We start from the raw sequence: 22,085 nt of genomic DNA on the forward strand, positions 1-22,085 counted from the left end.
TTGGGCGATGGCACGAGTAGGGTTTGTTGCGTACCCCAGGGAGATAGCAGGCCTGGCAGAGACGAACTGCCGGGAAGTAGTAGACGCAGTTGCAGTGCGCAGGACGGTGCGGTGGTGGAGTTCCGAAGCCAGGGTTGTTTCATGACGGCGACGGGGCTGACGGCCGGACCGGGCGGCCCGCAGTGATCAGGGGCCGCCGTGAGCAGTACCGCATCACCAGCAGTAGGCAGTACCCCGCTTGGTAAGTAGTTGATCACTGAGGGAAGAACGGAGGAACCCGCGCCATCAGGATCGCCCGGGCAGAAGTCGTGGGCCCGGGTACCGCAGGACATCGATAGTGAGGTGGTCTCCGGTCAAGCAATCGCGATCCCCGCAGGCTCGACAGAAGTACGGTCGGGCCGGCGGAAACAAGAAGCCGGCGCAGTACCGAGGTCGGCAGATGGTCTAGCAGTTCCTTCGGGGCCTTGGTGCCGTACGGCACCAAGGCCCCTCCACGCGTTCAGAGAGAGGTGCGAATGACAGCAGATGACTCGTACGACCGTCTTGATGACGATGATTACCCTGCCTACACGATGGGCCGGGCCGCCGAAATGATCGGCACCACCCCGGGTTTCCTCCGCGCCATAGGCGAGGCTCGCCTCATCACCCCGCTCCGGTCCAAGGGCGGCCATCGCCGCTACTCCCGCTACCAGTTGCGCATCGCCGCCCGCGCCCGGGAACTCGTCGACCAAGGCACCCCCATCGAGGCCGCCTGCCGCATCATCATCCTCGAGGACCAGCTCGCAGAAGCCCAGCGCATGAACGCCGAATACCGCCGTGCCGCCGAGTCGGAGAAGCCTACGGCCGCGAGCTGATGCGGCTGAGGCCTGCGATCACACAGAAGGACGGACAACGCGGCGGCACCCCGTTCGGGTGCCGCTCTTGTCGTCCGCCTCGTCCGCCTCGTCTGCCTCGTCTGCCTCGTCCGCTCGTCCGGTCAGGCGCCGGAGGCGGAGCCGAGCCGTCCGGTGGCTCGAAAACTCGGGGCGCGGCGCGATACGACTGCAGGACGCCGTTCTTGAACGGCGTCCTGCAGTCGTACGACCAAGGTCCGAGGAGGACGTCGACTTTCGACAGGAGTCAGCACCCCCCGCGCCCCTTACCCTGGCGGTCATGAACACCCCCGAACCGCGCGACACAGGCGTCGCCGACAAGGTCGAGCCCACCCCCTCAGCGGATGCCGGGACCGGCGACGACGGGCGCGGGGGTGTGCTGAGCCGCCCGTACCGCGCGCTCAGTATCGGCATCGTCTCCGTCGTGCTGCTGATCGCCTTCGAGGCGACGGCCGTGGGGACGGCGATGCCGGTGGCGGCGCGGGAGCTGGACGGGGTGTCGCTGTACGCGTTCGCGTTCTCGGGGTACTTCACGACCAGCCTGTTCGGGATGGTGCTCGCCGGGCAGTGGTCCGACCGGCGTGGGCCGCTCGGGTCGCTGGCGACCGGTATCGCCGCTTTCGCGGCGGGGCTGGTGCTGTCCGGGACCGCCTCGACGATGTGGCTGTTCATTCTCGGGCGAGCCGTGCAGGGGCTGGGCGGCGGACTGGTGATCGTCGCGCTGTACGTGCTCGTGGGGCGGGCCTACCCGGAGCGGCTGCGCCCGGCGATCATGGCGGCGTTCGCGGCGTGCTGGGTGCTCCCGTCCGTGATCGGGCCGCTGGCGTCGGGTGCGGTGACCGAGCATCTGGGCTGGCGGTGGGTGTTCCTGGGGATACCTGTACTGGTTCTCCTCCCCCTCGCGCTCGCGCTGCCGCAGATACGGCGGCGGGCGGGCGGACCCCCCGAGGGTGCCGTCACCGCCCCCTTCGAGCGGCGCCGGATCCGACTCGCGCTCGCGATCTCCTTCGGTGCCGGTCTGCTCCAGTACGCCGCCCAGGACCTGCGGTGGCTGTCCGTCGTCCCGGCCGTCGCGGGTGCCGCGCTGCTCGTCCCGGCCGTGCTCGGGCTGCTGCCCCACGGCACCTGGCGGGCCGCGCGCGGGCTGCCCTCCGTGGTGCTGCTGCGCGGGGTGGCGGCCGGGTCCTTCATCGCGGCCGAGTCCTTCGTACCGTTGATGCTGGTCACGCAGCGGGGGGTGTCGCCCACTCTCGCTGGGCTGTCGCTCGCGGCGGGCGGGGCCACCTGGGCCCTCGGGTCGTACGTGCAGGCGCGGCCGCGCGTGGAGCCGTACCGCGAGCGGCTGATGACCCTCGGCATGGTGCTGGTCGCCGCCGCCATCGCGACCGCGCCGAGCGTGCTGATCGAGGCGGTGCCGGTGTGGATCGTGGCTGTGGCGTGGGGCTTCGGCTGCCTGGGGATGGGGCTGGTGATCTCGTCCACCAGCGTGCTGCTGCTCAAGCTCTCCGCGCCGGAGGAGGCCGGCGCGAACTCCGCCGCGCTGCAGATCTCCGACGGACTGTCCAACGTGCTGCTCCTCGCCGCGGGCGGTGCCGCCTTCGCGGCCCTCGGCGGCGGCGCGGCGGGTCACGCGGTCACCACGGCCACCGCCACGACGGGCTCGCACCCGGAGGCGTTCGCGGCGGTGTTCCTGCCGATGGCTGCGGTGGCGCTGGTGGGGGCCTGGGTGACGACGCGGCTGCGGACGGTCGACAACCGGCCGGGCGGGCCGGGCAGTGACGTGTGAGCTGAATCCCATCCGCGCGAGACCCCGTGCCGTTCACGGGAGGACGTCTCCTGGGCGCCGGTAGGGTGGCCCGGTTGTCATACGCGACCGAGCCGCTCTACCCGCTCTACCCCCATAGACCGGAGACCGTGACTACCACCGCCGCCACCGCCTCGCACTCCTCCTCCCACCACCTGTCGCCCGCCTTCCCGGGCCGTGCCCCCTGGGGTACCGCCAGCAAGCTGCGCGCCTGGCAGCAGGGGGCCATGGAGAGGTACATCCAGCAGCAGCCGCGTGACTTCCTCGCCGTCGCCACGCCCGGCGCCGGCAAGACGACCTTCGCGCTGACGCTGGCGTCCTGGCTGCTGCACCACCACGTCGTGCAGCAGGTGACCGTCGTCGCGCCGACCGAGCACCTGAAGAAGCAGTGGGCGGAGGCCGCCGCGCGGGTCGGGATCAAGCTGGACCCCGAGTACAGCGCGGGGCCGCTCGGCAAGGAGTACCACGGTGTCGCCGTGACGTACGCGGGCGTCGGCGTGCGGCCCATGCTGCACCGCAACCGCGTGGAGCAGCGCAAGACCCTGGTGATCCTCGACGAGATCCACCACGCCGGTGACTCGAAGTCGTGGGGTGAGGCCTGTCTCGAAGCCTTCGAGCCCGCCACCCGGCGGCTCGCCCTCACCGGTACGCCCTTCCGGTCCGACACCAACCCCATCCCCTTCGTGACGTACGAGGAGGGGTCCGACGGGATCCGGCGGTCCGCCGCCGACTACACGTACGGATACGGGTCCGCCCTCGCCGACAACGTCGTCCGGCCCGTGATCTTCCTGTCCTACAGCGGCAACATGCGCTGGCGCACCAAGGCGGGCGACGAGATCGAGGCCCGGCTCGGCGAGCCGATGACCAAGGACGCCATCAGCCAGGCCTGGCGGACCGCCCTCGACCCGCGCGGCGAGTGGATGCCCAGCGTGCTGCGCGCCGCCGACCAGCGGCTGACCGAGGTGCGGAAGGCCATCCCGGACGCGGGCGCGCTCGTGATCGCCTCCGATCAGGATTCGGCCCGCGCCTACGCCAAGCTCATCCGGGAGATCACCGGGCAGAAGGCGACCCTCGTCCTGTCCGACGACGCCGGTGCGTCCAACCGCATCGACGAGTTCAGCAACAACGACGACCGGTGGATGGTCGCCGTCCGCATGGTGTCCGAGGGTGTCGACGTGCCGCGGCTCGCGGTCGGGGTGTATGCCACCACCATCTCCACGCCGCTGTTCTTCGCGCAGGCCGTCGGCCGTTTCGTACGGTCCCGGCGGCGGGGCGAGACCGCGTCCGTCTTTCTGCCGACCGTGCCCGATCTCCTCTCCTTCGCCAACGAGATGGAGCGCGAGCGCGATCACGTCCTCGACAAGCCCAAGAAGGGCGGCGAGGAGGATCCGTACGCCGAGGAGGACAAGCTCCTCAAGGAGGCCGAGCAGCAGAAGGACGAGGACACCGGGGAGCAGGACATGCTGCCCTTCGAGGCCCTCGAGTCCGACGCCGTCTTCGACCGGGTGATGTACAACGGCGCCGAGTTCGGCATGCAGGCCCACCCGGGCAGCGAGGAGGAGCAGGACTACCTCGGGATTCCGGGGCTGCTGGAGCCCGACCAGGTGCAGATGCTGCTGCAGAAGCGGCAGGCCCGGCAGATCGCCCACAGCAAGAAGAAGCCCGACCACGAGGCCGACCTGGTGGAGCTGCCGGCCGAACGGCGGCCCGTCGTCACCCACAAGGAACTGCTGGAGCTGCGCAAGAAGCTCAACACCATGGTCAGCGCGTACTCCCACCAGTCGGGCAAGCCGCACGGCGTCATCCACAACGAGGTGCGCCGGCTGTGCGGCGGACCGCCGAGCGCGGAGGCCACCGCGGGGCAGCTGCGCCAGCGGATCGCCAAGGTGCAGGAGTGGGCCACCCGGATGCGGTGAGGGGCGCGCCCCGGTCCCGGGTGCGCCCCCGTCCTCGCCCCACCGTCGCCGTCCGGTCCGTCGGCTTCCCGCTTCCTGTGAAACGGCCGCCGTATACCGGGGCAAACAGCGGTAGTTGGTGCCGGTGACGTACCGGATTCTGGACGGAGGCTTCCGCTCAGCGGACCGGCTCGCTACTGTCCCCACACGCATACGCCCCGTGGCAGCGCCGCCGCGGAGCGCAGCCGTGAAGCGACTCCGCCCGGAGCACCAGCAGCTCCGGGATCAGCCGACCGGCGGCCTCTGAAGCGCGTCGCCGACGGGACCGGCGACGCATCCGCCGCGGAGGGGGCCGCCGCCCTCACCAAGAAGGAGTGGGCGTCGTGACCGCGGAGACCTCCCAGACCCTCGACCGGGGACTGCGCGTCCTCAAACTGCTCGCCGACACGGACCACGGGCTGACCGTCACCGAGCTCTCCAACAGGCTCGGCGTGAACCGGACCGTTGTCTATCGATTGCTCGCGACCCTGGAGCAGCACGCCCTCGTCCGCCGTGACCTGGGCGGCCGCGCCCGCGTCGGACTCGGTGTCCTGCGCCTGGGCCGCCAGGTGCACCCCCTCGTCCGCGAGGCGGCGCTGCCGGCGCTGCGGTCGCTCGCCGAGGACATCGGCGCGACCGCCCACCTCACCCTCGTCGACGGCGCCGACGCGCTGGCCGTCGCGGTCGTCGAGCCGACCTGGACCGACTACCACGTGGCCTACCGCCCCGGCTTCCGGCACTCCCTGGACCGGGGTGCCGCGGGCCGCGCCATCCTCGCGGCCCGGCGGCGCCCGGTCGCCGACCACCCCGGCTACACGCTCACACACGGCGAGCTGGAAGCGGGCGCGTGCGGCGCTGCCGCCCCGCTGCTGGGAGTGAGCGGCGTCGAGGGCAGCGTCGGCGTGGTCATGCTGGCGGACGCGGTACCGGAGCGGGTGGGCCCCCGCGTGGTCGACGCGGCGCGGGAAGTGGCCGAGGCGCTGCGCTGAGCCTCCTCTGCACGGCCGGTCACCCGGGTGCCGGTCATCCGAGTGAGGCCAGCCACTCCAGCAGCAGCTTGTTGAAGACGTCCGGCCGCTCCATCTGCGGGTAGTGGCCGGCGTCCGCCATCGTCACCGTACGGCTCTCACCCGCCACCGTGGCGGCGAGCCGGTCGGCCAAGCCGATCAGGTCCGGCGCGTCGAGGCCGCCGTGGATCGCCAGCACCGGCGCCGTGATGCCCGCGGCCCGCGCCCAGGTGTCGGTCACGGGGACGGTCCAGTCGGTTTCGCCGGGGGCGTGCTTGGTGATGGTGCCGCGCGCCATCTCCCGTACGCGCCGTACGACGTCGGGGTCGATGTCGTCGAGCGTCCGGTGGGGGCCGGTTATGGACCGCGCGAACAGGTCGAGCCAGCCCTCGATGTCACCGGCTGCCAAGGCACGGCCGTAGCCGGCGGCGAGCTCCAGCGTCCAGGGGTCCGTGTACTCCGGCTCGCTGGTCCCCGCGCCGCTGACGGCGAGCGCGCGCACGAGGCCGGGGTGCTCCAGCGCGGTGTCGACCGCTGTGCCGGCGCCCATCGACACGCCGACGAGCACCGCGGGACCGGTGCCGAGGTGGCGCAGCAGTGCGGCGAGGTCGTCCGCCGCCCGGAACGGCCCGCTCGCGTTGGCGGACCTGCCGTGCCCGCGCGCGTCCGGCGCGATCACCCGGAAGTCCCGGGCCAGTACGGGGATCTGCGCGTCCCATACGCGGTGGTCCACGAAGCCGCTGTGCAGCAGTACGAGCGGGGGGCCTTCGCCGGTGTCGCGGTAGGCGAGGGGGCCGTCGTCGGAGGCGAACGTGTGCATCAAGGAGTGAGAGTAGGTCTCAGTCATGACAACTAAGGTGTCACTCAACGTGCGGTTTGGCAACCAAGGTGTCATGCTGTCCCGGTGAGCCGCGACCCCGACAAGCCCCTCCCGCCCGACGACCTCGCCCCCCGCCTGTACGAGGTGTTCTCCGTACTGGGCCCCCTGTACCGGCGCGTGAGCCGCAAGGTGGAGCTCAACGAGCCGGTCGAGGGCCTCTCCACCGGCGTACGAGCCGTACTGGACCTCCTGCGCGCCCACGGGCCGATGACCGTCCCGCAGATGGGCCGCGCCCAGGCCATCAGCCGGCAGTTCGTGCAGCGGATGGTGAACGACGCGACGGCCCACGGCCTGGTGGAGGCCGTCCCCAACCCCGCGCACCGGCGGTCCTCCCTGATCCGGCTGACCGACGCCGGCCGCACGGCCATCGACACGGTGATCGCCCGTGAGAGCGCGCTGCTCAGAGAGGTCGGCGGTGATCTGACCGACGCCGACGTGGACACCTGTGTACGGGTCCTGACCCGGATGCTCGAGGTTTTCGAGGACGTGGACGTGAACTGACCGGACCCACCAACCGCTGACCGCCCCCACCAGCCGCTGACCGCCGACCGGACCCACCGGCCGCCGGGTGGCCCCCGGCACCCTCGCGTTAGATTGATCCCGTGCTCTCTCGTCTCTCCCGGCTTCCCCGCCGCAAGGCCGTCGCCGTCTGCGCCCTGCCGGTCGTGGCCCTGCTCGCCGCGGCCGCGTTCGCGCCGCTGCCGTTCTCCCTGGCGCAGCCCGGCAGGACGGTGGACGTCCTCGGGGAGAGCAAGGGCGACCCGGTGATCACGATCAGCGGCGCGAAGACCCGTGAGACGAGCGGTCAGCTGCGGATGACGACGATCGTGGCGACCGGCCCGGCCGTGAGCCTGAAGCTCGGCGACGTGATCGACGGCTGGTTCCGTACGGACCGGGCGGTGATGCCGCGCGACGCGGTCTATCCGAGCGGCGGCGACGTCCAGGAGATCGAGAAGCACAACAAGGCGGAGATGAAGGAGTCCCAGGAGACGGCGTCGCAGGCGGCGCTGTCGTACCTGGGCAAGGACGGCGAGGACATCGAGGTCGGCCTCGAGGCGGGCGACATCGGCGGTCCCAGCGCCGGCCTCCTCTTCTCGCTCGGCATCGTCGACAAGCTGGACGGCGACGGCAGCGGCGGCGACCTCACGGGCGGCCGCGTCATCGCCGGTACGGGGACGATCGACGCCTCCGGGAAGGTCGGCCCGGTCGGCGGGGTGGCCCTCAAGACGCAGGCCGCCCACCGCGACGGCGCCACCGTCTTCCTGGTGCCGAAGGCGGAGTGCTCCGACGCGCAGTCCGAGCTTCCGGAGGGCATGCGCCTGATCCCGGTGACGTCCCTGAAGGGCGCTGTCAGCGCGCTGGTGGCGCTGGAGAAGGGCAAGGGCTCGGTACCGAGCTGCTGACCGGACCCCGCGGCGACCACCGCTAGTCCTCCTCGACCACGAACCCCTCCTCCACCAGCCAGTCCAGCGCCACCTGGTGCGGATCCTCACCGTCCACATCCACCTTGGCGTTCAGCTTCCGCGCCACGTCGTTGTCGAGCTTCTTCGTGATGGGCGCCAGGACTTCGGCGATCTCCGGGTGCCGCTCGTACGTCTCGGAGTTGACCATGGGCGCCGCGTTGTAGTTGGGGAAGAACTTCTTGTCGTCCTCCATCACCACCAGGTCCATCGAGGTGATGCGCCCGTCCGTCGTGTAGACCTCCCCGTAGGTGCAACTGCCCTTCGACGCCTGGGTGTAGACGATCCCGGCGTCCATCTGCGTGACGTTCCCGGCGGGCAGGTCCAGCCCGTACGTCTTCCGCACACCCGGCAGTCCGTCCGCGCGGTTGGCGAACTCGGCCTCCACGCACAGGGTCACGGCACCGGGGTCCGACTTCGCGAGCGCGGTCACGTCCGAGAGCGTCCGCGTGCCGTACTTCTCGAAGTTGGACCGGTTCATGGCGAGCGCGTACGTGTTGTTCAGCGCGGCGGGCGCGAGCCAGGCCAGGCCCTCCTTCGTGTCCGCGTCGCGCACCGCCTCCCACTGCCGGCGCGGGTCGGTGATGGGCTCGCTGTGGCCCAGGTACGTGATCCAGGCCGTGCCCGTGTACTCGTACATGGCGTCCGCGTCCCCGGTCCGTACGGCCTCCCGCGCGCCGATCGACCCCTGGATGCCCGTACGGTCGAGCACCTCCGCGCCCGCCGCCTCGAACGCGATGCCCATGATGGCGCCCAGGACCAGGCTCTCGGTGAACGCCTTCGACGTCACCGTCAGATCGGCACCCTCCAGGGGCTCGCCCCGTCCGACGGTCCCCGGGCGTACGTCGTCCGTCATCGGGGAGCCGCTCCGCAGCCCGCAGCCGCCCCCGGCCGCCAGCGCCACCACCGCCGACGCGGTGGCCAGTAGCGCACACCTCCGCCTCACGGGCCCACCTCCAGACCTCGCGGCCGCAGCAGCACCTCGGCCAGCGAGGCCAGCCAGTCCACCAGCAGCGCGAGGGCGACCGTGAGGATCGAGCCGAGCAGCAGCACGGGCATGCGCTGGTTGGTGATGCCGGTGGTGATCAGTGTGCCGAGGCCGCCGCCCCCGCCGAAGGTGGCCAGTGTCGCCGTGCCCACGTTGAGGACGAGTGCCGTGCGGACGCCCGCGAGGATCAGCGGGACGGCCAGGGGGAGTTCCACCCGGGTCAGCACGCCGAACGGGGACATGCCGATGCCGCGGGCGGCCTCCAGCAGGGTCGGGTCGTTGGCCTTCAGCCCGGCGATGGTGTTCGAGAGGACCGGCAGCACCGCGTACGCGATGATGCCGATCAGGGCGGCCAGCCGGCCCGTGCCGAGCCAGATCACGAGCAGCGACAGCAGGCCGATCGCGGGGGCGGCCTGACCCATGTTGGCGAACGCCATCGCCACCGGGGTGGCCCGGCGGAAGGCCGGGCGGGTGAGCAGCACGCCCAGCGGAATGGCGATGATCAGCACGAAGACGGTGGAGATCACGGTCAGTTCGATGTGCTGGACCAGCGCCTTGGCCACCTTGCCGCCCGACAGCGCGTTGCTGGAGATCTCGTCCAGTTCGGCCTGCTGGAACCAGAGCCAGGTGACGAGCAGCAGGGCCACCAGCAGTGCGGGCAGGAAGGTCAGCTGCTGCCAGCTCACCCGGGGCGGACGGGTCCGGGACGGGCCGGCCGGGACCTCCTCCGCGTCCAGGGCCTCCGCTTCCTCGCCCTCGGTCTCCTCCCGTGCGACGTCCCGGGCTTTGGGGGTGCTCACGCCCTCGCCTCCCCGCTCCCGCCCGTCGTGCCCTCCTGCTCCTCGTGCGTCTGGTGGGCCCGTGCCTCCTCCAGGTCGTGCTGGTGCTCCAGCGCGTCGAGGCGGTCGGCCTCCAGCAGTTCGTGCACGGAGTTCATCAGCGTCTCCATGTCGACGACGCCCGTGTACTCGCCGCGCCGCCCGGTCACCGCGACACGTCCCGTGGCGTCGGTGAGCACGGCCTCCAGCGCGTCGTGCAGCGTGGCGTCGCGGGTCACGGTGTCGACGACCAGCGTGCCCGCGCGCGCGAGCGACCCGCGGGCACGCATGAGGTCGCCGCGCCGGAGCCACTTGTAGGGGCGTCCGCGCTTGTCGAGCAGCAGGATCTCGTTGTAGCCGCTGCCACGGAGCGCGTTGAAGATGTCCTGCAGCGGGTCGTCCACGGTCACCGTCGGATAGTCGGTGATCTCGACCTCCCCGACCCGGGTGAGGTTGAGCCGCTTCAGCGCGGCGCCCGCGCCCACGAAGCCCGACACGAAGTCGTCCGCCGGGTTGGTGAGGATCGCCTCCGGGGTGTCGAACTGCGCGATGTGCGAGCGCTCCCGCAGGACGGCGATCCGGTCGCCCAGCTTGATCGCCTCGTCGAAGTCGTGGGTGACGAACACGATCGTCTTGTGCAGCTCGCGCTGGAGCCGGATCAGCTCGTCCTGGAGGTGGTCGCGGGTGATCGGGTCCACCGCGCCGAACGGCTCGTCCATCAGCAGCACCGGCGGATCGGCGGCGAGCGCCCGGGCCACGCCCACGCGCTGCTGCTGGCCGCCGGAGAGCTGACGCGGATAGCGGCCGTGGAACTCTCCCGGGTCCAGCCCGACCAGGTCCAGCATCTCCTCCACCCGGTTTTTCATACGGGCCTTCTGCCAGCCGAGCATCTTCGGCACCTGGGCGATGTTCTGGGCGACCGTCATGTGCGGGAACAGCCCGGACGACTGGATGGCGTACCCGATCTTCCGGCGCAGCCGCACCGGGTCCATGTCGGTGACGTCCTCGCCGTTGATGCGGATGCGGCCGCTCGTCGGCTCGATCAGCCGGTTGATCATCTTGAGGGTGGTGGACTTCCCGCAGCCGGACGGACCGACGAAGATCACCGTCTCACCGGCCCGGATCTCCATGTTCACGCAGTCGACGGACGGCTGCGCGCTCCCCGGATACCGCTTGGTGAGGTTCTCCAGCTCGATGGTGGCCCCGGTGGGGTAGGCCGTCCCCTCGGACGATCCGGACGACCCGAAGGATCCGGGGGAGCCCTGCGCGACGGGCAAGGACGTGTCAGACACGGATCCCCCTCGGAATGGTCAGCCGCCCGATCAGCACGTACGCGGCGTCGAACAGCAGCGCCAGCACGATGATCCCGAGCGTGCCGGCGAGCACTTGGTTGAGCGCGTTGCTGCTGCCGAGCGAGCCCAGGCCGCGGAAGATCTCGTTGCCGAGGCCGGGCCCGGAGGCGTACGCGGCGATGGCGGCGATGCCCATCAGCATCTGCGTGGAGATCCGGATCCCGGTGAGGATCGGCGGCCAGGCCAGCGGCAGCTCCACCCGCACCAGCCGGGCGAGCCGTGACATCCCGATGCCCTTCGCCGCGTCCACCAGCGAGGGGTCCACCCCGCGCAGGCCCACGATGCAGTTCCGCACGATCGGCAGCAGCCCGTACAGGGTGAGCGCGACGACGGTCGGCGGCACGCCCAGGCCCACCACCGGGATCAGCAGACCGATCATGGCGAGGGACGGAATGGTGAGGATGGTCGCCGTACCGGTCGTGGCGAGGCCCGACGCCCAGCCGCTGCGGTAGGCGGCGACACCGATCAGCACCCCGATCACGGTCGCCAGCACCATGCACTGGAAGACCGCGCTGGCGTGTTGGTACGCGTCCATGAGCAGCTGCTCGTGGCGGGTGCCCAGGTACTCCCAGAAGTTCACGCGGTCACCTCCGGTGCGGGCCGGCCGATCACGTCTGCGTTTCTCGGCTGCGTCCGGGTCTCTCGGCTACGTCTGCGTCTTCTCCGAGTCCTGCGCCGCCTGCTCCACCAACGGGATGATCCGCAGCGGAACGGGGTTCTCCATGACGATCGCCGTGGCGGCCCGGACGATGCCATCAAAGCCGACGACCCGGTCGATCACCCGCTGGAGATCCGCGTTCGACCGGGCCACCAGCCGGCACAGCATGTCCCCGGTGCCGGTCGTCGTGTGCAGCTCCAGCACCTCCGGCACGGTCGCCAAGTGCGCCCGTACGTCGCGGCCTTGGCCCTGCCGGATCTCCAGCGTCGCGAACGCCGTGACCGGGTAGCCGAGGGCCGCCGGATCGACCTGCGGGCCGAATCCGCGGACGACGCCATTCGACTGAAGCCGGTCGAGCCGGGCCTGCACCGTGCCCCGGGCCACCCCCAGCCTCCGGGACATCTCCAGCACCCCGATGCGCGGCTCCCGGGCCAGCAGCACGATGATCCGCCCGTCCAGACGGTCGATCCCCACGGTGGCCTCCCTCATGAGTGGTCATCCTGTACAGAAAGCCCGCTGCGACGGGCCTTTCACCGGACAGGTTGCCCAGTGAAAACGCGAACTATTGCGCACCTTGTGAGGCGGGGCGGAGGCTGGGCATATGACGCAGACCACACACCAGACCCCCGGCACCGCACGGCAGGAAGATCCCTTCCCGGTCAAGGGAATGGACGCGGTCGTCTTCGCCGTGGGCAACGCCAAGCAAGCCGCCCACTACTACTCCACCGCCTTCGGCATGCGGCTCGTGGCCTACTCCGGACCGGAGAACGGCAGCCGCGAGACCGCCTCGTACGTGCTGGAGAACGGCTCCGCACGTTTCGTGTTCACCTCCGTCATCAAGCCCGCCGGCGACTGGGGCCGCTTCCTCGCGGACCACGTGGCCGAGCACGGCGACGGCGTCGTCGACCTCGCCATCGAGGTCCCGGACGCACGGGCCGCCTTCGCCTACGCGGTCGAGCACGGCGCCCGCCCGGTCACCGAGCCGTACGAGCTGAAGGACGAGCACGGCACGGTCGTCCTGGCCGCGATCGCCACCTACGGCAAGACCCGGCACACCCTCGTCGAGCGCACCGGCTACGACGGCCCCTACCTGCCGGGCTACGTGGCCGCCGACCCGATCGTCGAGCCGCCCGCCCACCGCACCTTCCAGGCCGTCGACCACTGCGTCGGCAACGTCGAGCTCGGCCGCATGAACGAGTGGGTCGGGTTCTACAACAAGGTCATGGGCTTCACGAACATGAAGGAGTTCGTGGGCGACGACATCGCCACCGAGTACAGCGCGCTGATGTCGAAGGTCGTCGCCGACGGCACGCTCAAGGTCAAGTTCCCGATCAACGAGCCCGCCGTCGCCAAGAAGAAGTCCCAGATAGACGAGTACCTGGAGTTCTACGGCGGCGCGGGCGTCCAGCACATCGCCCTCAACACCAACGACATCGTGCGGACCGTCCGTACGATGCGGGCGGCCGGTGTCCAGTTCCTGGACACGCCCGACTCGTACTACGACACGCTGGGGGAGTGGGTCGGCGAGACCCGGGTGCCGGTCGACACCCTGCGCGAGCTGAAGATCCTCGCGGACCGGGACGAGGACGGCTATCTCCTCCAGATCTTCACCAAACCGGTCCAGGACCGCCCGACCGTCTTCTTCGAGATCATCGAGCGGCACGGTTCGATGGGATTCGGCAAGGGCAACTTCAAGGCGCTGTTCGAGGCGATCGAGAGGGAACAGGCCAAGCGGGGCAACCTGTAGCCCTGGCCGGCGCGCGACCCCACGGAACCTGACAGCCGTGGGGCCGCGCGCCTACACAGGCTCTCCTGCCGACAGACACGCCCCTCTGCCGTCACGCAGGCCCTTCCTCCGCCGGCTCGCCCAGCCGGGCCAGCACCGCGCGCGCCTGAGGCACGTGCAGCGGCGAGAAGTACGGATTCACGCGCAGGGCCTCGGTGAGATGGCGGCGGGCCGGACCGTCCAGCCCCAGCGCGTCCTCGATCGCGCCCCGGTGGAAGAGGTACGGCGCGCCGCGCACCTCGCCCCCGCGCGTCCGGTCGGTCGCCCGCGTCGCGTACGTCAGCGCCTCCTCGTCGCGGCCGGCCCGGTGCAGCGCCCAGCCCAGCGCGTCGGCCACCGCGAGGCCCGGCTGCCGTCCCCACTCGGCACGCAGCCGGCGGACCGCCCGCTCCGGGTCGCCGTGGTCCGCCTCCAGCAGGCCGAGGAGCAGCGCGCCGTTCACCCCGGCCGCCGCCTCCCGCGCCACCGACGCACGGGCCGCCCGGTACTGCTCCGCGGCCGCGTCCCGGCGCCCCCGCGACTCGTACAGCTCGCCCAGTTCCACGGCGTACCGGGGCGCCGCGTACCGCCGCAGGGCCGCCCGGTACGCCCGCGCCGCGTCCCCGGCGCGGCCCAGCGCCGCCAGTGCGCGGGCCCGCGCGGCGAGAGCGGCGTGCGCGCCGGGATCGGCGTCCAGCGCGGCCGTGCAGCAGCGCAGCGCCCGCGCCCGCTCGCCCCGCTCCCACGCCAGCTCGCCCGCCAGGAGGAGGTGGACGGCCCGCTCGGCCGGGTGCTCCGCGCGAGCGGCCGCGTCCGAGAGCGCCGCCGCCGCGTCCTCGTACCGGCGCCGGTCCCCGTACACGCGGGCCGCGGACAGCGCCGCCGCGGATCCGGTCCGCAGGCCGAGCAGCCGGTCCACGGCCCTGCGGGCGGCCCGGTGGTCGCCGAGGCCGTCGCAGGCGTCGATCAGCGGCGGGTACGCCGTCCACTGCCGCGGTGCCAGGCGCACGGCCTCCTCGGCCCACCGGCGCGCCGCCCGGAAGTCACGGCGCGCGACCGCCAGCGCGGCCATCCCGCCACACGCCTCGGCGTTGGCGCGCGGGCGGACCCGCAGCGAGGTGCGCAGGGCCTGTTCGGCCCGCGGATAGTCCGCGAGCCCGCCCGTACGGCGGCCCCGCTCCGCGTACGCCGCGCCGAGCACCGCCCACGACCGCCCGTCACTGGGCCGGTCCCGCAGATACGGTTCGAGGTCGGCGATCAGCGCGGCCAGATCGGGCAGCGCGGCCGGCATCCCGCCGGCGGCCGCGGCCCGGGCCCGCGCCTCGGGCCCTGCGGCGGGCCCGGCCGCCTTCCGGTCCCCGTCCGGCAGCAGCGTCAGCGCCCCGCCCGCGACGGCGCACCCGGCCACCGCGCCGATCAGCGCCCGCCGTCCCATCCGTCCGGATGGCCGTGCTTCGCTTCGCATGAGCTCACTGTGCGTCCACGCGGTGATCACACATCGGCACCGAAAGGCCCCCGCCGACGTATTCACACCGATGGCCGCCCGGTGCGACTCTTTGATCATGAGCCGTATCGAAGCGCCCCGCGACGAAACCACCGGCAACCTCCTCGACCGACTCCTGAGCGCCCTCCCCGCCGAGGCGGTCCTCACCGACCCGGACGTCACGGCCTCGTACGCGAACGACATGGCGAGCTTCTGCGACGCGGGCGCCCCGGCCGTCGTCGTCCTGCCCCGCACCGTCGAACAGGTCCAGCACGTGCTGCGCACCGCCACCGAGCTGCGCGTCCCCGTCGTCCCGCAGGGCGCCCGCACCGGCCTGTCCGGCGGGGCCAACGCCACCGACGGCTGCATCGTGCTCTCGCTCGTCAAGATGGACCGCATCCTGGAGATCAACCCGGTCGACCGCGTCGCCGTCGTCGAACCGGGCGTCATCAACGCCGCCCTCTCCCGCGCGGTGAACGAACACGGCCTCTACTACCCGCCGGACCCCTCCAGCTGGGAGATGTGCACCATCGGCGGCAACATCGGCACGGCCTCCGGCGGGCTGTGCTGCGTCAAGTACGGGGTGACGGCCGAGTACGTGCTCGGCCTGGACGTGGTCCTCGCCGACGGACGGCTCATGTCCACCGGCCGCCGCACGGCCAAGGGGGTCGCCGGGTACGACCTCACCCGCCTCTTCGTCGGCTCCGAGGGCTCGCTCGGCATTGTCGTCCGCGCCGTCCTGGGTCTGCGGCCCCAGCCTCCGCAGCAGCTCGTCCTCGCCGCCGAGTTCGCCTCCACGGATGCCGCCTGCGACGCCATCTGCCGGATCATGGAGGGCGGGCACGTGCCGTCCCTCCTCGAACTGATGGACCGTACGACCGTCAAGGCCGTCAACGACCTCGCCCGCATGGGGCTGCCCGAGTCCACCGAGGCACTGCTGCTCGCCGCCTTCGACACCCCCGACCCGGCCGCCGACCTCGCCGCGGTGGGCGCGCTGTGCGAGGCCGCGGGCGCCACCCAGGTCGTCCCGGCGGAGGACGCGGCCGAGTCCGAACTCCTCCTCCAGGCGCGGCGCCTGTCGCTCACCGCGCTGGAGGCGGTCAAGGGCACGACGATGATCGACGACGTGTGCGTGCCCCGCTCGAAGCTGGGCGCGATGCTGGCGGGGGTCGAGCGCATCGCCGCGAAGTACGGCCTCACCATCGGCGTCTGCGCCCACGCCGGCGACGGCAACACCCACCCCACCGTCTGTTTCGACGCCGCCGACCCCGACGAGTCCCGGCGCGCCCGCGAGTCCTTCGACGAGATCATGGGCCTGGGCCTGGAGCTCGGCGGCACGATCACCGGCGAGCACGGTGTGGGCATCCTCAAGAAGGAGTGGATGGCCCGGGAACTCGGCCCGGTCGGCATGGAGATGCAGCGGGCGGTCAAGGCGGTCTTCGACCCGCTGGGCATCCTCAACCCGGGCAAGCTCTTCTGATTCGAATGCGTGCAACAGGTCTCATCAAAAGGGGCGGGTCCGGTGGGAGCCGACGTGACTCCTGCGCCGGTCTGGTAGATGTGGTGACCTCTACCAACCTCCGAGCAGATACGGGACGACGGACATGAGCGCCCCAACTCCGGCCCCCGGCGACGACAGGCCCCGCGAAGGGTACTACCCGGACCCGTCCATTCCTGGATATGTCCGGTACTGGAACGGCGCCTCCTGGGTGCCGGGCACGAGCCGTCCGGCGCCCGCCGACGGCGAATCGCTCTCCCCGCCGCCCGGCGCACGGCCCGCGGAACCGGCCCCGGTGGAGGAGACCGGTCCGCACTTCTTCGACGAGGACCCCCGGCCCTCCGCCGCAGGCCCCGGCGAGCAGGCCCCGGCCTCGGCCCCGGCACAGGCGGCACAGGAGCAGCACGGCAGCAGACCCGAGCCCGCGTCCGCCTGGGGCGCGGACCCCACCCGCCAGACCGGCCTCGGCGCCGACCAGGACCGCCGGGTCTCCTGGGGCGCGCCCCAGGGCACCGACCCGCGGATGCCCGCCGCGGGCCCCGCCGCAGCCGGGCCGGAGGGCGACGCGGAGGCCGCCCGTACGGCGGGCGCCCACGGCACGGCGGCCGTTCCGCCCGCGCAGGGCGCGGAGGCCCAGGAGGGCACCGCCGTGCTCCGCCGCCCGGCGGCCGGCCCGCGCCCCCAGGCCCCCGAGGGCGCGAACGCGGCCCGCCACGACAGCACCATGACGATGCGGCCCGTCCCGGGCGCGCGGAAGCAGGGCGGCAACCCGGGCACCCCGAGCGCGGCGGCCTCCGCGGCGCCTGCCGGACCGCAGCAGGTACCTCAGCAAGTACCGCAGCAGCAGGCGCCCCAGCAGACCGCGGCTCCGGCGGCCCAGGCCGCGCCCGCCCAGCAGGCCCCCGCCCAGCAGCCCGCCCCCGTTCCCCCGCAGTCCGCCGGCCCCGCCACGCCGCTGACCTCCGGGCCCGGCGGCGGTCAGCACTCCTGGGCCCAGCAGGTGCACCAGCTCGCCGCCGACAACAGCAGCCAGCCCGTCGCGCCGTGGAAGCCGGTGGCCCAGGACCCGTTCGCGGCCGCCGTCCTGAACCAGGCCGCCGCCCGGCCCGCGGGCCTCGGCAAGCGGCTGGCCGCCCGGCTGCTGGACACCCTCGTCGTCGGCGCCGTCACCGCCGTGGCCGCCGTGCCGCTCGGCGCCAAGGCCGTCGACCACATCAGCGGCAAGATCGACGCGGCCAAGCTCTCCGGCGAGCAGGTGACCGTCTGGCTGCTCGACGGCACGACCTCGGTCTACCTCGGCATCGTGCTCGCCGTACTGCTCGTCTTCGGCGCCCTCTACGAGGCGCTGCCCACCGCCAAGTGGGGCCGTACGCTCGGCAAGAAGCTGCTGCGCCTGGAGGTCCGCGACATCGAGGGGTACGAGCCGCCGACCTTCGCCCTCGCCCTGCGCCGCTGGCTGGTCTACAGCGTGCCGGGCGTGCTCGGCATCGGCGTCGTCGGCGTCCTGTGGTGCCTGTTCGACCGGCCCTGGCGCCAGTGCTGGCACGACAAGGCGGCGCACACGTTCGTAGCCGGGCAGCAGTAGGACGCGTACGCCGGGGGCGCACGGAGCGTACGGAAGCCCGTACCCCGGACGGCCTCGCGCCGGATGCGGAGCCGGAGGGATCGCGGTCGACTCGGGCCATGAGCACCGAACCGCCGCCCTCCGGGTCCGGTCAGTTCCCGGACGACGATCCGCTACGGAAGCAGCCCCCACCCGCCGAGGGCGGCGGCTCCCCGTACGACACGCCGTCCACGCCGCCGCCGCACGGGCAGTCCGGCGGCGGTCCGTACGCGGGCGGCCCGTACGGAGGGGACGCGCCCGGCGGCGCGTATCCCGGTGGGCCCGGTGGTCCGTACGGTGGCGGCCCGTACGGCGGTGACCCGTACGGGAGCGATCCGCTCGCCGGGATGCCGCCGCTCGCCGACCCCGGCAAGCGGGTGCTCGCCCGCGTCATCGACATGGTCGTCGTCGGGATCGTGGTGGTGCTGGTGGGCTGGGCGATCTTCGGCAGCACGGTCTACGGCATCGGCGCGGACGTCGCGGACGACGTGGACTACGGCCGGAACATCGGGCACGAGATCCTCGCGGCCGTCCTCTACCTCGCGTACGACACCTTCTTCACGGCCCGCAACGGGCAGACGCCCGGCAAGCGGCTGATGAAACTCCGCACGGCCAACCTCGGCGACGGCTCCACGCCCTCCGTGCAGACCGCGCTGCTCCGCGCGGCCGTGCTGTGGATCCCGTTCGCCTTCTGCTGCGCCTGCTTCTGGACGGTGATCGCGGGCGGCTGGAGCTTCTTCGACAAGCCCTATCGGCAGGGCCTCCACGACAAGGCGGCCCGTACCGTGGTGGTCAGTACCGGTTGACCGCCCGGGGCGCGGCCACCGACGCCTTCTCGCGCCGGGCCGGGGCGGGCTGTTCCTGCCCCGCATCCGACGCCGATACCGTCGGCGACTGTTTCCGCTGCGTCCGCGGCTGGGGCACGGTCATGGCGACGAGCAGGCCCAGCGCGAGCGCCGAGACGGCTATCACGACGATCGCGGCGCCCGAACTCGTCTGGGACAGCAGCAGCATGGCTAGGGTGGACAGAATCACGGTGCAGGAGCCGTAGGCGAGCTGTGCGGCCGTCGGACGAGGCATGGCAATCGTGTCCTCGGGGGGAATCTCCCCGTGCCTCTCTCAGTGGGGAGGGGGCGGATACGGGCGGATACGAATCAAAGGTGTGGCAACGGTGTCGGCTTGGCAATATGCCGACATCCGGTAGTTCTGCCAATCGACTCTATTCGCCAGCGTGCCCGAGGGGAACCAGAGGTAAGCGCGACCTGCCTCACGGTGACGGTGCAAGGGGAGCGCACGGAGTCATCGTGACCACCCGCTGGACGGGAGCGTGCGCCGGTTCGAAACAGGGGGGAACGTCCGTATAGCGGACTGCCGCTCCGTATAGTGAATTGTCCTGCTCAAGTCAAGGGCTGTTTTTTATCTCGAAAGTCCGGTCGAATGTCGTCACTTGACTACACGCGTATACCGCGCGCGGACTCCCTCCACAAGGACCCCCGTTCCGCGCGGCCGGGCGCGGGGGAGGACCTCAAGTGACCAGTAGACCCTGGATGTTCAGGGCAGCAGCGATCGGCGTCGCGTTCGCGGCGACCGCCGCCACGTTCTCGACCTTCACGGTGGCGCAGGCCGACGAAGGCACGGCGCCGGCCGCGGTGGACCGGCAGGACCCGGCGGCGCACCAGCACGTCGAGCACGACCTCGAAGGGCCGCTGAGCAAGACGCAGGAGGCCCAGCGCGAGGAGGCCCTGAAGCAGGTCATATCCGGCGACGCCGCGGTGAAGAAGCGCGACGGCTCGCAGGTCGTGCAGCTGAAGGGCAAGGGCGAGAAGGGCAAGAGCAAGTACGTCGAGCTCGGCCGCGAGAAGACCGACAAGATCTTCACGATCCTCGTCGAGTTCGGCGACCAGGTCGACAGCCGTTACGGCGGCACGGCCGGCCCGCTGCACAACGAGATAGCCCAGCCGGACCCGAAGCAGGACAACAGCACGGCCTGGCAGGCGGACTACGACCGCGAGCACTACGAGGACCTGTACTTCGGCACCGGCAAGAACGTCGAGTCGATGAAGAAGTACTACGAGAAGCAGTCCTCGGGCCGCTACTCGGTCGAGGGCGAGGTCAGCGACTGGGTCAAGGTCCCCTTCAACGAGGCCCGTTACGGCAACAACGCCTGTGGCGACACCACCTGCTCCAGCGTCTGGAACCTGGTCAGCGACGGCCTGACCGCCTGGGTCGCCGACCAGAAGGCGGCCGGCAAGTCCGACGCCGACATCAAGGCGGACCTGGCCCAGTACGACCAGTGGGACCGCTACGACTACGACGGCGACGGCGACTTCAACGAGTCCGACGGCTACGTCGACCACTTCCAGATCGTGCACGCCGGCGAGGACGAGTCCGCGGGCGGCGGCGCCCAGGGCGAGGACGCCATCTGGGCCCACCGCTGGTACGCGTTCGGCACCGACGCCGGCGCCACCGGTCCCGGCTTCAACAAGCTCGGCGGCACCCAGGTCGGCGACACCGGCATCTGGGTCGGCGACTACACCATCCAGCCGGAGAACGGCGGACTCGGCGTCTTCGCCCACGAGTACGGCCACGACCTCGGTCTGCCGGACCACTACGACACCAACGGCGGCGAGAACTCCACCGGCTTCTGGACCCTGATGTCCTCCGGCTCCTGGCTCGGCCGGGGCGAGGGCGAGATCGGCGACCTGCCGGGCGACATGACCGCCTGGGACAAGCTCCAGCTGGGCTGGCTCGACTACGAGACGGCCAAGGCCGCGACCAAGTCGGACCACAAGCTGGGCGTCGCCGAGTACAACACCAAGGACGCCCAGGCCCTGGTGGTCGAGCTGCCGGAGAAGGAGGTCACCACCGAGGTCGTGGAGCCCGCCCAGGGCGCGTCCCAGTGGTGGAGCGGCAGCGGCGACGACCTGTCCAACACGCTGACCCGTTCCGTGGACCTCACGGGCAAGTCCTCCGCCGCCCTGAGCCTCGACGGCTGGTGGGACATCGAGGCGGGCTACGACTACCTCTACACCGAGGTGTCGACCGACGGCGGCGCCAACTGGACGGCCCTGGACGGCACCGCGGACGGCGCGGCCATCAGCCGTGACGGCAGCGACAAGCCGGCGCTGGACGGCACGTCGGGCACGTACAAGAAGCTCGTGTACCCGCTCGACGCGTACGCGGGCAAGAAGATCGACCTGCGCTTCCGCTACCAGACGGACGGCGGGGTCGCGCAGAAGGGCTTCGCGGCCGACTCCGTCACCGTCACCGCGGACGGCTCCGCCGTCTTCGCGGACGACGCGGAGAGCGCGGACGCGGCCTGGACGGCGAAGGGCTTCTCCCGCGTCGGCGCGTCCATCACGGACGACTACGCGCAGTACTACATCGCCGAGAACCGTCAGTACGTGTCGTACGACAAGGTCCTGAAGACCGGCCCGTACAACTTCGGCTGGTCGACCACGCGTCCGGACTGGGTGGAGCACTACCCGTACCAGAACGGCCTGCTGATCTGGAAGTGGGACACCTCGCAGCAGGACAACAACACCAGCGTGCACCCGGGTACCGGACTGCTGCTGCCGGTGGACGCCCACCCGGAGGCCCTGCGCTGGAACGACGGCACCCTGATGCGCAACCGCGTCCAGGCGTACGACTCGCCGTTCAGCCTCTACCGCACGGACGGCATCACGCTGCACAAGGCGGGCGTCGCGACGCGGATCCCGTCGAAGGCGGGCGTGTCGACGTTCGACGACCACCGCAACACGTACTACGACGAGTCCAACAAGACCGCCGGAGTCAAGATCACTGACACCAACACCAAGATCCGGATCGTCAAGGAGGCCAAGGACGGCTCCACGATCTCGGTCCAGGTCGGACCCGCGGTGAAGTAGACCGCGTCTCCGCAGGTCAGACGCGTATCGGCCGTGACCCCTTGGCGGGTCGCGGCCGATCGTGCTTAGGTGCGTC

General features: G+C 71.5%; 19 protein-coding genes. 11 read left to right on the top strand and 8 right to left on the bottom strand.

Going from position 1 to position 22,085, the window contains the following annotated elements; all coding sequences use genetic code 11:
• Positions 1-515: 515 nt before the first annotated feature.
• The 4 genes from IE242_RS23330 (at position 516) to IE242_RS23345 (ending at position 5,599) form a co-directional block, all read left to right on the top strand.
• Entirely contained in the window at positions 516-854 is a 339-nt protein-coding gene (locus tag IE242_RS23330) for a MerR family transcriptional regulator (protein WP_189862357.1), read from the top strand.
• Between the two features lie 298 nt (positions 855-1,152).
• Positions 1,153-2,658, top strand: a complete 1,506-nt coding sequence (locus tag IE242_RS23335; protein WP_189862359.1) for an MFS transporter — start codon at positions 1,153-1,155, stop codon at positions 2,656-2,658.
• Positions 2,659-2,786: 128 nt separating this feature from the next.
• Positions 2,787-4,592: a DEAD/DEAH box helicase gene (locus IE242_RS23340; RefSeq protein WP_189862361.1), complete on the top strand. Its 1,806-nt coding sequence runs from the start codon at positions 2,787-2,789 to the stop codon at positions 4,590-4,592.
• Between the two features lie 362 nt (positions 4,593-4,954).
• Complete coding sequence (locus IE242_RS23345) at positions 4,955-5,599, top strand: IclR family transcriptional regulator (protein WP_189862363.1); 645 nt, start codon at positions 4,955-4,957, stop codon at positions 5,597-5,599.
• Positions 5,600-5,633: 34 nt separating this feature from the next.
• Here IE242_RS23345 and IE242_RS23350 read toward each other — a convergent pair whose 3' ends face one another.
• Positions 5,634-6,464, bottom strand: coding sequence for an alpha/beta fold hydrolase (locus tag IE242_RS23350; RefSeq protein ID WP_229859333.1), 831 nt, complete (start codon positions 6,462-6,464; stop codon positions 5,634-5,636).
• A gap of 57 nt (positions 6,465-6,521) precedes the next feature.
• Here IE242_RS23350 and IE242_RS23355 point away from each other — a divergent pair, with 57 nt between their 5' ends.
• Entirely contained in the window at positions 6,522-6,998 is a 477-nt protein-coding gene (locus IE242_RS23355) for a MarR family winged helix-turn-helix transcriptional regulator (protein WP_189862367.1), read from the top strand.
• A gap of 101 nt (positions 6,999-7,099) precedes the next feature.
• Positions 7,100-7,900: a S16 family serine protease gene (locus IE242_RS23360; protein WP_189862369.1), complete on the top strand. Its 801-nt coding sequence runs from the start codon at positions 7,100-7,102 to the stop codon at positions 7,898-7,900.
• 22 nt (positions 7,901-7,922) lie between these two features.
• Here IE242_RS23360 and IE242_RS23365 read toward each other — a convergent pair whose 3' ends face one another.
• From IE242_RS23365 to IE242_RS23385, 5 genes are all read right to left on the bottom strand, one after another.
• Positions 7,923-8,903, bottom strand: a complete 981-nt coding sequence (locus IE242_RS23365; protein WP_229859334.1) for a glycine betaine ABC transporter substrate-binding protein — start codon at positions 8,901-8,903, stop codon at positions 7,923-7,925.
• Positions 8,900-9,745, bottom strand: coding sequence for an ABC transporter permease (locus IE242_RS23370; protein ID WP_189862371.1), 846 nt, complete (start codon positions 9,743-9,745; stop codon positions 8,900-8,902). The genes IE242_RS23365 and IE242_RS23370 overlap by 4 nt, the downstream gene beginning before the upstream one ends.
• The gene (locus tag IE242_RS23375) at positions 9,742-10,959 is read right to left on the bottom strand and encodes a betaine/proline/choline family ABC transporter ATP-binding protein (RefSeq protein WP_189862654.1); all 1,218 of its coding nucleotides are present in this window, start codon (positions 10,957-10,959) and stop codon (positions 9,742-9,744) included. The genes IE242_RS23370 and IE242_RS23375 overlap by 4 nt, the downstream gene beginning before the upstream one ends.
• A gap of 88 nt (positions 10,960-11,047) precedes the next feature.
• On the bottom strand, positions 11,048-11,695 hold the full coding sequence (locus IE242_RS23380) for an ABC transporter permease (protein ID WP_189862373.1): 648 nt from the start codon (positions 11,693-11,695) through the stop codon (positions 11,048-11,050).
• A 66-nt stretch (positions 11,696-11,761) separates the two neighbouring features.
• On the bottom strand, positions 11,762-12,247 hold the full coding sequence (locus tag IE242_RS23385) for an Lrp/AsnC family transcriptional regulator (protein WP_189862656.1): 486 nt from the start codon (positions 12,245-12,247) through the stop codon (positions 11,762-11,764).
• Between the two features lie 127 nt (positions 12,248-12,374).
• Between IE242_RS23385 and hppD the strand changes: the two genes are divergently transcribed.
• Positions 12,375-13,520, top strand: coding sequence for a 4-hydroxyphenylpyruvate dioxygenase (gene hppD / locus IE242_RS23390; protein ID WP_189862375.1), 1,146 nt, complete (start codon positions 12,375-12,377; stop codon positions 13,518-13,520).
• A gap of 91 nt (positions 13,521-13,611) precedes the next feature.
• Here the strand turns inward: hppD and IE242_RS23395 are convergent, their stop codons facing one another.
• Positions 13,612-15,003: a tetratricopeptide repeat protein gene (locus IE242_RS23395; protein WP_189862377.1), complete on the bottom strand. Its 1,392-nt coding sequence runs from the start codon at positions 15,001-15,003 to the stop codon at positions 13,612-13,614.
• Between the two features lie 91 nt (positions 15,004-15,094).
• Here IE242_RS23395 and IE242_RS23400 point away from each other — a divergent pair, with 91 nt between their 5' ends.
• The 3 genes from IE242_RS23400 (at position 15,095) to IE242_RS23410 (ending at position 18,928) form a co-directional block, all read left to right on the top strand.
• Positions 15,095-16,501 (top strand): FAD-binding oxidoreductase, encoded by a 1,407-nt coding sequence (locus tag IE242_RS23400; protein WP_189862379.1) that lies wholly within the window; start codon positions 15,095-15,097, stop codon positions 16,499-16,501.
• 124 nt (positions 16,502-16,625) lie between these two features.
• The gene (locus IE242_RS23405) at positions 16,626-18,104 is read left to right on the top strand and encodes an RDD family protein (protein WP_189862381.1); all 1,479 of its coding nucleotides are present in this window, start codon (positions 16,626-16,628) and stop codon (positions 18,102-18,104) included.
• A 98-nt stretch (positions 18,105-18,202) separates the two neighbouring features.
• Positions 18,203-18,928: an RDD family protein gene (locus IE242_RS23410; RefSeq protein WP_189862383.1), complete on the top strand. Its 726-nt coding sequence runs from the start codon at positions 18,203-18,205 to the stop codon at positions 18,926-18,928.
• Here IE242_RS23410 and IE242_RS23415 read toward each other — a convergent pair.
• Positions 18,915-19,202, bottom strand: coding sequence for a hypothetical protein (locus IE242_RS23415; RefSeq protein WP_189862385.1), 288 nt, complete (start codon positions 19,200-19,202; stop codon positions 18,915-18,917). The two genes, IE242_RS23410 and IE242_RS23415, sit on opposite strands and share 14 nt — an antisense overlap.
• A gap of 449 nt (positions 19,203-19,651) precedes the next feature.
• On the opposite strand from IE242_RS23415, the gene IE242_RS23420 reads away from it, so the two are divergent.
• Entirely contained in the window at positions 19,652-22,009 is a 2,358-nt protein-coding gene (locus tag IE242_RS23420; RefSeq protein ID WP_189862392.1) for an immune inhibitor A domain-containing protein, read from the top strand.
• Positions 22,010-22,085 lie beyond the last annotated feature (76 nt).

This window comes from Streptomyces poonensis (genome assembly GCF_014650915.1).
Taxonomy (GTDB): Bacteria; Actinomycetota; Actinomycetes; order Streptomycetales; family Streptomycetaceae; genus Streptomyces; species Streptomyces poonensis.